This is a genomic window from Roseovarius sp. THAF8, from assembly GCF_009363735.1.
GTDB lineage: Bacteria > Pseudomonadota > Alphaproteobacteria > Rhodobacterales > Rhodobacteraceae > Roseovarius.
The window spans coordinates 289,279-302,818 of the sequence record NZ_CP045410.1; the positions used below are offsets into that span (position 1 = coordinate 289,279).

General features: G+C 66.3%; 14 protein-coding genes. 1 reads left to right on the forward strand and 13 read right to left on the reverse strand.

The features are described from left to right. Positions 1–39: 39 nt before the first annotated feature. The 13 genes from lpxB to pyrH form a co-directional block, all read right to left on the reverse strand. On the reverse strand, positions 40–1,191 hold the full coding sequence (lpxB, locus tag FIU85_RS01445; RefSeq protein ID WP_152495584.1) for a lipid-A-disaccharide synthase: 1,152 nt from the start codon (positions 1,189–1,191) through the stop codon (positions 40–42). Then, on the reverse strand, positions 1,188–2,108 hold the full coding sequence (locus FIU85_RS01450; protein ID WP_172978769.1) for an LpxI family protein: 921 nt from the start codon (positions 2,106–2,108) through the stop codon (positions 1,188–1,190). Before FIU85_RS01450 ends, lpxB begins: the two co-directional genes overlap by 4 nt. 8 nt (positions 2,109–2,116) lie before the next feature. After that, the gene (gene lpxA / locus FIU85_RS01455) at positions 2,117–2,911 is read right to left on the reverse strand and encodes an acyl-ACP--UDP-N-acetylglucosamine O-acyltransferase (RefSeq protein WP_152492395.1); all 795 of its coding nucleotides are present in this window, start codon (positions 2,909–2,911) and stop codon (positions 2,117–2,119) included. A gap of 5 nt (positions 2,912–2,916) precedes the next feature. Then, entirely contained in the window at positions 2,917–3,381 is a 465-nt protein-coding gene (fabZ, locus tag FIU85_RS01460; RefSeq protein WP_152492394.1) for a 3-hydroxyacyl-ACP dehydratase FabZ, read from the reverse strand. A 220-nt stretch (positions 3,382–3,601) separates the two neighbouring features. Beyond that, a complete protein-coding gene (locus FIU85_RS01465; RefSeq protein WP_254702971.1) occupies positions 3,602–4,237 on the reverse strand; it encodes an OmpH family outer membrane protein in 636 nt (211 codons plus the stop codon). Between the two features lies 1 nt (position 4,238). Next, the gene (gene bamA, locus FIU85_RS01470; protein WP_254701845.1) at positions 4,239–6,554 is read right to left on the reverse strand and encodes an outer membrane protein assembly factor BamA; all 2,316 of its coding nucleotides are present in this window, start codon (positions 6,552–6,554) and stop codon (positions 4,239–4,241) included. A 124-nt stretch (positions 6,555–6,678) separates the two neighbouring features. After that, the gene (locus tag FIU85_RS22465) at positions 6,679–6,804 is read right to left on the reverse strand and encodes a hypothetical protein (RefSeq protein WP_261391182.1); all 126 of its coding nucleotides are present in this window, start codon (positions 6,802–6,804) and stop codon (positions 6,679–6,681) included. A gap of 154 nt (positions 6,805–6,958) precedes the next feature. Next, complete coding sequence (gene rseP / locus FIU85_RS01475; protein ID WP_152495585.1) at positions 6,959–8,320, reverse strand: RIP metalloprotease RseP; 1,362 nt, start codon at positions 8,318–8,320, stop codon at positions 6,959–6,961. 6 nt (positions 8,321–8,326) lie between these two features. Continuing rightward, entirely contained in the window at positions 8,327–9,499 is a 1,173-nt protein-coding gene (dxr, locus tag FIU85_RS01480; protein ID WP_152492392.1) for a 1-deoxy-D-xylulose-5-phosphate reductoisomerase, read from the reverse strand. Further along, positions 9,496–10,281, reverse strand: a complete 786-nt coding sequence (locus FIU85_RS01485) for a phosphatidate cytidylyltransferase (protein ID WP_152495586.1) — start codon at positions 10,279–10,281, stop codon at positions 9,496–9,498. The genes dxr and FIU85_RS01485 overlap by 4 nt, the downstream gene beginning before the upstream one ends. After that, positions 10,278–11,000, reverse strand: a complete 723-nt coding sequence (locus FIU85_RS01490; RefSeq protein ID WP_152495587.1) for an isoprenyl transferase — start codon at positions 10,998–11,000, stop codon at positions 10,278–10,280. The genes FIU85_RS01485 and FIU85_RS01490 overlap by 4 nt, the downstream gene beginning before the upstream one ends. 19 nt (positions 11,001–11,019) lie before the next feature. Further along, positions 11,020–11,583, reverse strand: a complete 564-nt coding sequence (gene frr, locus FIU85_RS01495; protein ID WP_152492389.1) for a ribosome recycling factor — start codon at positions 11,581–11,583, stop codon at positions 11,020–11,022. 122 nt (positions 11,584–11,705) lie between these two features. Next, a complete protein-coding gene (pyrH, locus tag FIU85_RS01500; RefSeq protein ID WP_152492388.1) occupies positions 11,706–12,437 on the reverse strand; it encodes a UMP kinase in 732 nt (243 codons plus the stop codon). 177 nt (positions 12,438–12,614) lie between these two features. Between pyrH and miaA the strand changes: the two genes are divergently transcribed. Next, entirely contained in the window at positions 12,615–13,508 is an 894-nt protein-coding gene (miaA, locus tag FIU85_RS01505) for a tRNA (adenosine(37)-N6)-dimethylallyltransferase MiaA (RefSeq protein ID WP_152495588.1), read from the forward strand. The last annotated feature ends 32 nt before the right edge of the window (positions 13,509–13,540 follow it).

Sequence of the window (13,540 nt, forward strand, 5' to 3'; positions counted from 1 at the left end):
ATTCCCGTTAACGGGCGATTGACGCGGGCGCACGCCGCGTTATCCGGGCATCCGGTCCAGCACCGCGCGGGCGGCGCGCAGGCCCGGATCCTCGCCGCCGCGCCCCAGCCGCTCCATCGTCAGCCGCATCGCCGCCAGCTGCGCGCCGGGAGTGTCGAGCATGTCCAGAACGCCGGGCGCGATCAGCTGCGCGCGGCAACGTTCGCCGTTGAATTCAGGGATGGCGCGGGTTTCGGACACCAGGTTGACCAGCGTCAGCGTGTCGATGATCAGCATCCGGCGGATGATCTCGCGCGTGATCCAGTTGGTGTCATAGGCGATGACCATCGGCGTATCGGCAGCGGCCAGTTCAAGCGAGACGGTCCCCGACGCCGCCAGCGCCCCCTGCGCCGCGCCGAAGGCGGCGGCCTTTGTCCTCTTGTCGCGGTCACCCTGCCCTTTGGGCGCGACCACAACCGGGTCGCCGGGCCAGTCGGCGACAAGCTCCGTGACCTGTTCGGTGCGCGCCGCAACGGTCGGGATCACCAGTCGCAACTCCGGTTTCGCCGCGCAAACCTGCCGGATTGCCTCGCCGAAGATCGGACCCAGCCGCGCCACCTCGCCGCCGCGCGAGCCCGGCAGCACCAAGAGCACCGGCGCCTCGTCCAGGCCGTGCGCGGCGCGGAATTCCGCGATCTCGTCAGCCGAGGCCGGCGCATCGTTCACCACCGGGTGCCCGACGAAATCACACGCCACGCCCGCGGCCTCCAGGTAGGGCGGCTCGAACGGCAAGAGCGCCAGCACCTGGTCGATCATCTTTGCCATCCTGACGGCGCGCTTGGGCCGCCAGGCCCAGACCGAGGGGGCGACGTAATGCACAATGCGCAGATCACTGCGCTCCTTGATGATCTTCGCCACGCGCAGGCAGAAATCGGGGCTGTCGATGCCGATCACCACGTCCGGGTCATAGTCGATCGCGGCTTGGGCCGTCTCGCGGATGCGGCGCTTGAGGTGGACATACTTGGGCAGGATCTCGACCAGCCCCATGACGCTCAGCTCTTCCATGGGAAAGAGCGACGTAAACCCCTCGGCCTGCATCTGGTCGCCGCCCACCCCGGCGAATTCCACCTCGGTCAGAGACTTGAGGCCCGCCATCAGCGCCGCGCCCAGCCGGTCGCCCGACGCCTCGCCGGCGATGACAAAAACCTTCATGCCACGTCCCGCGGTCGGACCCACAAGAACATGCCTTGTGCGCGCAACACCTCGGCCACGCCGTCCGGGTCGAGCAGCATCACGCCGCCCGCCTCGATCACGATGCCCGCCAGCCCCGCTTCGGCGGCACGCATGACGGTGCCAAGGCCAATGAGCGGCATGTCCACGCGCAATTCCTGCCCGGGCTTGGGGGCCTTGAAGAGAATGCCGCCCTCGCTCTTATCCTCGGCGGCCCGCGCCTCGGCCACCGGGCCGCTCAGCCAGTCGGCCACGCTGTCGAGCATGTCGCCCATCATCTCGAACGGGTCGTGCGTGATGCCCTGGTCCGGGGTCTCGGGGCAAAGATCGCCCAGCATGGCATCGGTGCCGCGGGCATCCTCCCGCGCGATCACCTTGCCGCCGCGCACCACGACGGCCTGTCCGGCATCGGCGGCGGCCAGATCGGCCAGCGCTGCCTCCGCCACGGCAATGTCTTGCTCCACGCCGTCCGGTAAGCTGCCGGTCACGCCCTCGGGCGGCAGCAGCGTGGGGTCGATATCGGCGGCACCGATAACCTCGATGCCGGCCTCCTCGAAGATCTGCGTGAAAATGCGCAGCGTGCTGTCGTCGCCCGAATTGGTCAGCGCCGCCTGGACCTTGGGCACCAGCGGCAGGGTCGCCGCGTCGATCTGCGCGGGATCAATCGGCGGACGGCGCATGGCCCCGGCCATGCAGATCCGTGTGACGCCGATCTCTTTCGCGGTGGCGATGAAGCTGCCCAGCGTTTCAAGGCGAAAGCCCAGCCGCGGCAGTTCGCCTTTGACGTCCGACGGGAACTGCTCGATCTCGCAGATGACCGGCACCTCTCCACGGGCCAGCATGACCCGCACCAGCTGTGGTGGCAGGCCGCCCTGCCCTGCGATGAGCGCCAGCGTCATGGCGCGCCTCAGCCCGCGCCGGGGGTGAGGAAGGACCGATCGCTTTCGGCCAGCACGAAATTCACGATCTGGCGCACATAGTCGCTCTCGGTTTCCTCACCCAGCCGGCGGGCGCGGTCCTGGAACGCGCCTTCGCCCTGCGCCAGCATCTGGAACGCTGCGCGCAGCGCGGTGATATCCTTGCGCGCCACGCCACGCCGCTTGAGACCCACCAGGTTCAGACCATCGAGATGCCCGCGCGGCGCCTGGACCAGGCCGTAGGGAATCACGTCATTGGTCACCATGGTGACCGCGCCGATGATCGCGCCCTGCCCGATCCGCACCCATTGGTGCACGCCCGAAAGCCCGCCGATGATCACGTCATCCTCGACCACGCAATGGCCTGCAAGGGCGGCGTTGTTGACGATGATCACCCGGTTGCCCACCTGCACGTCATGCGCCACGTGACAGCCGGCCATGAAAAGCCCGTCATCGCCCACGCGGGTGATGCCGCCGCCGCCTTCGGTGCCGGAGTTCATCGTCACATGCTCGCGGATGCGGTTGCGCTGGCCGATGACCAACCGCGTCTTCTCGCCGGCGAATTTCAGGTCCTGCGGGATCTCTCCGATGCAGGCGAAGGAAAAGATCACCGATCCGTCCCCCACTTGCGTGTCGCCGGTCACGACCACGTGCGATTTCAGAACCACATCATCGCCCAAGCGAACTTCTGGCCCGACATGGCAAAACGGGCCGATCTCGACCCCGGCGCCGATCTGGGCGCCCTCCTCGATGACCGCACTGGAATGGATGCGCGTCTCGGCCATGCGGGTCACTCCTTCGGCAGGTCCATCATCGCGGTGAAATCAGCCTCGCAGGCCAGTTCTCCCTCGACCGTCGCCTCGCCGTGAAAGCGCCAGACCTTGCCGCCGGGCTTGCCGCGCGTGGTGGTCACCTTCAGCTCCAGCACGTCGCCGGGCACCACCATGCGGCGGAACTTGCAGCCCTCGATGGCCATGAAATAGACCAGCAGATCGCGGTCCTCCATCTCCAGCGCGGCGCCCACCATGACGGCGGCTGTCTGCGCCATCGCCTCGACGATGGTGACGCCCGGCATGATCGGCTTGGCCGGAAAGTGGCCCTGGAAATGCGGCTCGTTCATCGTGACGTTCTTGATGCCGCGAGCCGAGGAGATCCCGTCCATGTCCACGACCTTGTCCACCAGCAGGAACGGATAGCGATGCGGGATCAGCCGTTGGATGCGGCCGATATCGGCGCTGTCGAGAGGGGGGGTCATGTGTCGTTTATTCCTTCTGCCCTGTCGCGCGGGCCTCAGCCGTCGCGCCCGGTGTCCCGGCTTAGCAACTCGGCTCCGGCGGGGCAAGCGCGGCGGCGTCCGCGCCTGAAGCGTTTCGCGATAAACCTGTGTCACAGCTGACCCGCGAAACGCAGCACGACAGCCAATCGGTGCACACGTCACGCCTTTCGCTGATGGCCCAGGTAAGTGGCGAAACGCTTTAGTTGTCGGTCGCGTCTTCGGTGCCGTCCCCGGCGGCGTCGTCCTCGCTGCCGGCCTGCGAAGGCTCCCCCTCATTGCCCGCACCGTCGCCCAGCGTGGCGTCGATGCGTTGCACCGCGGCGCTGGTGATGTCGACGACATCGTCCTGCAACAGCACTGTGCGCCGGTCCATCACCACCGAGGCCCCGGCCTCGCGCATCAGTTCGACCAGCACAGGTTCTACCTGGCGCATGAAATCCAGCGGCGCGCGTTCGCGGTTGCGTTCGTGCTGGCGGACCCGGCGCTGGCTGTCGGCGCGAATCTGCTGCACCTTCTCGTCAAAGGCGTCGGCCAGGGCGCGGAAATTTTCCGGAGATGTCGTATCCCGCTGTTCGGTCAGCGCCCGTTCCTCGGCTTCCAGCTCGGACTCGAGCTTGCGGTTGAGCGCGATCAGGTCCTCGCGCTCCTGCTGCAGGCGGGACGTGATGGCTTGCCCCATGCGGGTATCCTCGAACAGGCGTTCGGGATCCACCACCAGGATATCGCTCTGCACCACGCCGACATTCTGCGCCAGCGCGGGCACGGCGCCGCCGGCGACCCAGGCCGGGACCGCCAGCAGGGCCACCGACATCAGCAGCGCCCGTAGCGGTCTCATCTCAGAATTCCGTGCGTACCGTGATATCGAACTCGCGCTCGATGTCGCCCGGCTCTTTCTTGAGCGCTTTCGAGAAGTTCAGCCGCAGCGGACCGAACGGCGAGTCCCAGAACAGCGACAGGCCGACCACGTGGCGCGGATTGAACCCGGTCGATTGCGCCGCACCGATCGTGTCGACGTTCCAGATCGCGCCGACATCGTAGAACGCACCGCCCGACAGGCCGAATTCCTCGGGCGTGCCCAGCGGGAATTCCACGTCGAACTTGGCGACCGCATAGAGGTTGCCGCCCAGGTGTTCGCCATTCTGGATCGGACCCATGCCGTTGGAATCGAAGCCGCGCATCACCTGCCCGGTATAACGATCGATGGCACGCGACTGGTCGCCGCCCATGAAGTCCAGCGCACCGGCCTCGACCGAGGCGCGCAGCGTGATCTCTTCGTTGAAGGCAAGTTTTTGCCCGGCCACGCGCATGGAGTACTTCATGTACTCGAGGTCTCCACCAAGCCCGTTATATTCCACGCCCGCATCGATCAGGACGCCGGCATTGGGGTTGAGCCCCGTGCGCCGCGTGTCGAAGACGACGCGCGTGCCGATGCCGCTGGTAAAGTAATCGCCCTGCGCGACCTCGGCGGCGAGAGTGGGCGAAACGCCGGTATAGTCGTCCATCTCCTGATAGCCGGCGCGGTAATACAGCGACAGGCGGCTGTTCTCGGAAACGGGAAACGTCAGGCTGGGTTGGAAGACGCCCTGGACGGTGTCGTAAAGGCTGTTGTTGCCATCGGTTTCCAGCAACGAGGTCTGGATCGCGAATTCCACGTCCCGGCCCAGAAACGCCGGCTCGGCAAAGGAAAGGTTGTAGTTCGCGGTATCCGCCGAGGCTGCGATCTGGGCGGTCACGCGCTGGCCACGGCCCAGGAAGTTGCGCTCGGAAAAGCCCAGCGTCAGGCCGAACCCGCCATCCGAGCTGTAGCTGCCGCCAAAGGACAGCGTGCCGGTGGTGGTTTCCTCGACATCCACGTCGACCACGACCTGGCTGGGGTCCGACCCTTCGCGGGCCTCCACGTCCACGTCCTCGAAATAGCGCAGCGCGCGGATGCGCTCGGCGGCTTCGCGAATCTGGCGCGGGTTGAACGGGTCGCCCTCGACCGGGGTGAACTGCCGACGGATGACGCGGTCCAGCGTGGTGGTATTGCCCTCGATGTCGATGCGCTCGACAAAGACGCGCGGTCCGCGCACCAGCATGAACTCCACGTCCAGCGTCAGCTCCCGCTCGTTGCGGGTGATGACCGGCTCGACCCGCAGGAAGTCGACACCCTGCTTGATCGCCAGCCGTTCCATCCGCGCGATCGAACTCTCGACCAGAGTGGGCGAATAGACGACGCCCGGGCGAATCTTCAGCACGTTCTGATATACGGCGGCATCGGCCTCGGGTATCTCGCTCGTGGTGGTGACCTGCCCAAAGCGGAATTGCTGGCCTTCCTGCACGTTGAAGGTCACGAAATAGCTGTCGCGTTCCTGCGCCAGTTCGGCGTTGGTGCCGGTGACCCGGAAATCCACGTAGCCGCGCGACAGGTAGAAATCGCGCAGCACCTGCTTGTCGAATTCCAGCCGCTCGGCATTGAACGTGTCGCGCGAGACGATGGCGCGCAGCAGGCCCGCCTGCTTGCTGTCCACCACGCGGCGCAGCCGGCGGTCGGAATAGGCCCGGTTGCCGACAAAGCTGACCCGGTTCACCTCGATCGCACCGCCCTCGAAGATCTCGTAGACCAGGTCGATACGGTTGTCGCTGCGGCGGATCACCTTGGGCTGGATCCGGGCCGAGACGCGGCCGTTCTGTTCATAGGCCTCGGTCATGATGGCAATGTCGCGTTCCACCCGCGACGGGCTGAACACCTGGCGCGGTTCGCTTTCGATGAAGCCTTGCAGGTCGGCGTCCTTGATGCGCCGGTTGCCCTCGAACGCGACGCGGTTGATCGTCGGGTACTCGATGACCCGGATCACCAGCGTGTTGCCCTGCGGGATGACCTGAACGTCCTCGAAAAGACCGCTGGCGCGAATGCGCTGCGCGGCGTCGTTCAACTGACCGGCGCTGACCGTCTCGCCCCGCGCGATGCCCGCCTGGCTGAGGATCGTGCCACCCTCGATCCGCTGGTTGCCCTCGATGGACACGTTGGTGAAGCGGTAGCTTTGCGCCTGCGCCGGCGATGCGGCGGACAGGGCGGCGGCCATCAGGCCGGCCGCGAAAAGCAGCGAAAGAAAGTGCGTTGAATAAAGCCCTGAAAAGCGCTTTGTCCCCAACCCGATCGACAGTTTCATCAGCAAACCCAATCAGCCATCCCAATGGGCAAAAGCACTACCGGGTCCGGGGAGGGTTGTCAAAACGAGTATGGGAGATTTTTGCGTGAGTGCGTCGTTACGGCGACGCTGCGATCCGCGGCCCTTACAGAGAGCCTACAAAGGCCCCGGCCCAGAGTGCGACGGCGATGGTCGCAAGATACAGGATGCGGTCCCAGTTCAGGTTCACCAACAGGGTCATCCCGCGATATCCGTTCAGAACGTGTTGCATGTAGTATCCGGCCTTCAACGCGCTTGTGATCAGGGTATTACCCGGCTTTTCCGATTCTTTTGTGACGATACTCGGGCGGAAAAAATGACGTTTTCAGGGCAGGCCGCGTGCGCCCTGCCCCGCTCTTCCCGTCGCCGCCCCGGTATCGGTCCGATCAGGGGCAAAAGATGTCGTTGAACAGCGCGAACAGCATCACGCCAAGCACCAGCGTCAGGCCCACGGTCATCATGATCCGCAGCGCGCGTTCGCTGGGCGGCCGGCCGGCCACGGCCTCGTAGGCGTAAAACACCAGGTGGCCGCCATCCAGGACCGGAATCGGAAACAGGTTCAACAGGCCCACGGCGGTGGACAGCACCGCGATGAACCAGATGAAGCTGTCCACGCCCTGGCTCGCCATCGCGCCCGACACCTCGGCGATGCCGATGGGTCCCGACATGTTGCAGCTGCTGATCGCGCCGGTGATCATGTGATAGAGGCCCGACATCGACCCCGAGATCACCGCCCATGTTTGCGACACCGCGCCCGACAGGGCTTCGCCAAAGCCGCGCGGCCCGGTCTGCAATTCATAGGGCAGACCGCCGACGATGCCGATCCGCCAGTTGGTCTCGAACCCGCCATCCTCCTGCGGCTCATCCACCCGGCGCGGCGTCAGGTCGAATTCCATCAGGTCGCCATCGCGCCACACGTTCAGCGCCACGGTGGCGCCGTCCGAGCCCTCGACCACGTCCTTGAGCTGATCGAACGCATAGATCCTCTCGCCGTCGAGGCCCACGATCACATCTTCCTGTTTCAGGCCCGATTCGAACGCCGCCGACCGGGGCGACAGCTGGGTGACCAGCGGCGGCTGCGGATGCGGGCCCACCGCGGTGACAACCTCGCCGTCGCGGCGCACCTCGTAGCTCAGCAAAGGCTCCAGTGGCAGGTCGGCGATAAAGGCGCGGAACACCTCCTCGTCGGTCTCGTTCATGTTGATCAGCTTCGGGATCTGCTGCCCCTCGATCGTCAGAAGCTCGTCACCCGGTTGCAGGGTCACGCCCTCGAAGGGCAGCGGGCGCAGCTTGTCGATGACATAAGGCTCGGTGACCTTGCCCTGGCTCATGATGATCGCGCCGAAGACAAGGATCGACAGGATGAAGTTGAAGACCGGCCCCGCCGCCACGGTCAGCGTCCGCGCCCAGAGCGGCGCGCCCAGCATGGTCTTGCGCTTGATCTCGGGCGGCATCTCCTCGACCGTGCCGTCGCTGGTGCCGCTGGCGGCGTTCGCGTCGCCCATGAACTTGACGTAACCGCCGAAGGGAAGTGCGGCCAGTTGCCAGCGCGTGCCGTGCCTGTCCATCCGGCTGAACAGCACCGGCCCGAACCCCAGCGAAAAGACATCCGCCTTGATGCCGCACCAGCGCCCGACGATGTAGTGGCCGTATTCGTGGATCGCCACGATGACCGACAGGGCCGCGAAAAAGGCCAGAAGGGTCAGGGCAAGGCCACCGAACTGCGGGAGAAAGCTTAATCCGTCCAAGGTCTGTTATCCGTCCTGCTCTTTCGCCACGCTGTCGACATACATCCTTGCCAGATGGTCCGCGCGGGCTGTTGTATCAAGGGTCATCGGCCTTTGGGCGATCTTGTCATGCCCCTCCAGGCGGGCCAACACCTCTTCGACGATGGTGTTCATCTGCATGAATCCGATCCTGCCGGCGATGAAATGGTCCAGTGCCCGCTCTTTGGCCGCGTTGAACACCGCGCCCATCAGGCCCCGCGCCTCCATAACGTCGCGCGCAAGCCGCAGGGCGGGGAAACGCTCCGGGTCCGGCGCCTCGAAGGTCAGCTGTCCCACCCGGGCAAGGTCCAGCGGAGCGACCGGCAGGTCGCGCCGTTCCGGCCAGTTCAGCGCATAGCCGATGGCGTGGCGCATGTCGTGCGGGCCCATATGGGCCATCATCGCGCCATCCACGTAATGCACCATCGCGTGAACCAGGGATTCGGGATGGATCAGCACTTCGATCTGATCGGGCTGCACGCCGAAGAACTCCCGCGTCTCGATCATCTCCATCGCCTTGTTGAACATCGAGGCGCTGTCGATGGTGATCCGCTGGCCCATGTCCCAGTTGGGATGGGTCGCGGCCTCGTCGGGGGTGGCGTGAACCAGCTGGTCCAGCGGCCAGTCGCGAAAGGCGCCGCCGCTGGCGGTGATGATGATGCGCTGCACGGCGACGGCGTCCTCGCCCACCAATGCCTGGAAGATGCCGGAATGCTCGCTGTCCACCGGCAGGATGCGCGCGCCCGCACGCCGCGCGGTGCCCATCATCAGCTGCCCCGCCGCCACCAGCGATTCCTTGTTGGCCAAGGCCAGCGTCGCGCCGGTGCGCAGCGCCGCCAGCCCCGGCGCCAGCCCGGCAAAGCCGACGATGGCCGACATCACCCAATGGGCGTCGCGCTCGGCGGCCTCTTCCAGCGCGGTCGCGCCGGCGGCGGCCTCGATATCGGTGCCGCGCAAGGCCGCGCGCAGATCGTCCAGCAGGCTGTCATGCGCGGTGACGGCGATCTCGGCGTCGCAGGCGATGGCGTCCTGCGCCAGTTGCGCGATGTTGCGCCCGCCGGTCAGGGCGACGACCTGGAACGCGCTGCGGTCGCGCTGCACAAGGTCCAGCGTGTTCTGCCCGATCGAGCCGGTCGCGCCCAGGATGCTCACCCGCTTCAAGCGCCGGCCCCCGGCATCAGACCCACGGCCCAGAACAGCAGCGCCGCGGCACTGCTGCCCAGCATGGCGTCGAAGCGGTCGAAGACGCCGCCATGGCCGGGAATGAGGCTCGAGCTGTCCTTGATTCCCTTGCGGCGCTTCACGGCGCTTTCGGCGATGTCGCCCATCTGCCCGGCAAAGCCCACCACCATCGACATCGGCACCAGTTCCAGCCCCATGCCCAGCGGCCGAAGAAAGAACATCCCCACGATCCCGGCCAGAAGCCAGCCCGCGATGGTGCCCGACCAGGTCTTCTTGGGGCTGATGCGTGGCCAGAATTTCGGCCCGCCCAGCATCCGCCCGGCAAAATACCCCGCCACGTCCGAGGCGATGACGACCAGGATCAGCCACAGGATCCACAGCGTTTCATGCCCCGCGCGCAACCACAGCAGCGCAAAGCAGGCCAGCAGCACCCAGGCGACCACGACAAAGGCCAGTGGCCCGTCTTGGGCGGTCTGGCTGGCTGCGACCAGCGCGAGGCCCAGCATCAGCGGCAACGCGAAGGTGCCGGGCAGGAAATTCAGCGCGACCATCACCACCGTGGCGGCGATCCCCAGGCCCACGGCCTGGCGCGTGGCGAACATGCGCGCGGTTTCCCACACCATGACGCCGCAGATCGCGCAGACCAGCACTATGAAGAACAGCCCGCCCTGGTAGACCCCGAACGCCCCCAGCACCAGCATCAGCACGCCCGACAGCGCCCGCCGGCGCAGGTCGGACCACTTCGCGCCGCCTGCACTCATGCGGTCACGGCCCCGAACCGCCGGTCCCGCACGCCATAGCCGCGCAAAAGCTCGCCAAAGATTTCCGGCGTGAAATCGGGCCACAGCGTGTCGATGAACTCGTATTCCGCATAGGCCGACTGCCACAGCAGGAAGTTCGAGATCCGCGCCTCGCCCGACGTGCGGATCACCAGGTCGGGATCGGGCAGCACGCAGGTGTCGAGGTACTTGGGCAGGGTTTCCTCGTTGACGTCCTCGGGGCGCAACCGGCCCTCGGCCACGTCACGCGCCAGGCGCTGGGTGGCGCGGCTGACCTCGTCGCGCCCGCCATAGTTCAGCGCGATGGTCAGGTTCGTGCCGGTGCATCCTTGGGTCATCGCCTCGGCATCGTCCATCAGCCGGCGCAGCTTGGCGTCCAGCCGCGGCCGGTCGCCGATAAAGCGCACGCGCACGTTCTCGCGCACGAATTCCTGCATTTCCTTCATGATATAGCGGCGAAACAGGCTCATCAGCCCCGCCACCTCGGTCTGCGTCCGCTTCCAGTTCTCGGTCGAAAAGGCGAAGATGGTCACATAGTCCACCCCGAAGTCGGGACAGGCGGTCACGATCTCCTTCACCCGCCGCGCCCCCGCATGGTGCCCGAAAAGGCGCGGCCGCCCGCGCTTTTGCGCCCAGCGACCGTTGCCGTCCATGATGATCGCCACATGGCGCGGGCCACGCCCGGCGGATTGCTCCTGCATGTCTCGCGCCCCTGTCATCTCAGACCTGCATGATTTCGGCCTGCTTGGCCTCCAGCGCCTCGTCCACGGACTTGATGTGCAGGTTGGTCATCTCCTGCACCTCGGTTTCCCAGAATTTCTGGTCGTCCTCGGACATGCCGTCGGCCTTGGCCTTCTTGATCTGGTCCATGCCGTCGCGGCGCACGTTGCGGATGGCGACGCGGGCGTTCTCGGCATATTGCGCGGCGACCTTGGTCAGTTCCTTGCGCCGCTCCTCGTTCAACTCGGGGATGGGCAACATGATGATCGTGCCGTTCATCTGCGGATTGATGCCCAGCCCGCTTTCGCGGATGGCCTTTTCCACCTTGTTCACCAGGCCCTTGTCCCAGACATTGACCGTCACCATGCGCGGCTCGGGCACGTTCACCGTGCCCACCTGGTTGATCGGCGTCATCGCGCCATAGGCGTCCACCATCACCGGCTCCAGCATCGAAGCCGAGGCCCGGCCCGTCCGGAGTGAGGCAAATTCCGTCCGCAGGCTGGTCATCGCGCCGTCCATGCGCCGCTCCAGGTCCTTGGTGTCCAGTTCGAAGTCGTCGCTCATCTTACATCCCTTGTTCTTCCGGACGGTGGTCTCGCCTCTATACCGGCAAGTTCCGCCCATTGTATAGGCCCCAGTCCCGTAGGAAAGCCTCAGGTTTCGAGTGGATTTCGCGCAGACGGCCCCTAGCCGCCAACCTTCGTATACGTGCCCGTCCCGTCCAGGATCGAGCGAAAGCCGCCCGGCTCGTCCAGGCTGAAGACGATGATCGGCAGGTTGTTGTCGCGCGCCAGCGCGATGGCGCTGGCATCCATCACGCCCAGGTGCTTGGCCAGCACCTCGTCATAGCTGACCTCGTCGAACCGCGTGGCGTCGTCGTGTTTCATCGGGTCCTTGTCATAGACCCCGTCCACCTTGGTGCCCTTGAAAATCGCCTCGCAGGCCATCTCGTTGGCGCGCAGCGTGGCCGCGGTATCGGTGGTGAAATAGGGGTTGCCTGTTCCGGCGGCGAAAATGCAGACCCGCTTTTTCTCCAGGTGCCGCACGGCGCGGCGGCGGATATAGGGCTCGGCCACCTCGTCCATGCGAATGGCGGTGATCACCCGGCAGAAGACGCCCAACTTCTCCAGCGCGCTCTGCATCGCCAGCGCGTTCATTACCGTGGCCAGCATCCCCATGTAGTCGGCGGTCGTCCGCTCCATCCCCTGCGCCGAGCCCTGCAACCCGCGAAAGATATTGCCGCCGCCGATCACCATGCAGATCTCGACGCCCATGTCGTGCACCGATTTCACTTCGCGCGCGATCCGCTCCACCGTGGGCGGGTTCAGACCGTAATTCGCGTCGCCCATCAGCGCCTCACCGGAAATCTTCAGCAGGACCCGGCTGAACGTGGTCTCGGGGGCGGCGGCGTCTGGCATGGGGCGGCTCCTTATGCGCGGTCTTGGAACGGTCCCGGTGCGGGTCGTCTCTTGGCGCGCAAAATGGGCGAAAACGCCCCCGGGTTCAATCGCCAAACCGGGCCGCGGGACGCGGGGATGCCCGGATTTCCGCCAAAGCCGCTTAAAACCGGCGTGGAAACGTCCTAAACGAAGGACATGACCGCCCTGCCCGACATCCCTCCCGGCATTCCGCCGGACCGGCCCGTGCTGATCGCCGGCCCCACCGCCTCCGGTAAATCCGCCCTGTCGCTGGCCCTGGCCGAGCGGGACGGCGGATGCATCGTCAACGCCGACGCGCTGCAGGTCTTCGCCAACTGGCGCATCCTCACCGCCCGCCCCTCGCCCGAGGACGAGGCCCGCGCGCCCCACGCCCTCTACGGTCATGTGCCGGGCGATGCCGCCTATTCCGTGGGCCACTGGCTGCGCGACATGGCGCCCCTGCTGCGCGACGGGCCCCGTCCGATCATCGTCGGCGGCACCGGGCTGTACTTTTCGGCCCTGACCGAGGGGCTGGCCGACATCCCCGCCACCCCGCCCGAGATCCGCGCCGAGGCCGACGCGCGGCTTGCCGAGAGGGGCCTGAGCGGCCTGCTCGACGATCTCGACCCCGACACCCGGTCGCGGATCGACACCGCCAACCCGATGCGCGTGCAGCGCGCCTGGGAAGTGCTGCGCGCCACCGGCACACCCCTGGCCCGGTGGCAGGACGCCACCCCGCCCCCGCTCCTGCCGCCGGAGCACGCCACGCGCCTCCTGATCGACGCGCCCAAGGACTGGCTGACCCCGCGAATCGAACGCCGCTTCGATCTGATGCTGGACGCCGGCGCCCTGGACGAGGCGCGCGACAACCTCGCCTCATGGTCCCCCGCGCATCAATCCTCCAAGGCCATCGGCGCGCCGGAACTCATCGCCCACCTCAAGGGCGAAATGACGCTCGACGCCGCCCGCGAAGCGGCGATCATCGCCACGCGGCAATATGCCAAGCGACAGCGCAGCTGGTTCCGCGCCCGCATGAAAAACTGGCAAACCCTCGCCGCCGCCGCGCTGTGACCGGGCTTTGTCCTTGTCACGCCTATACAGAA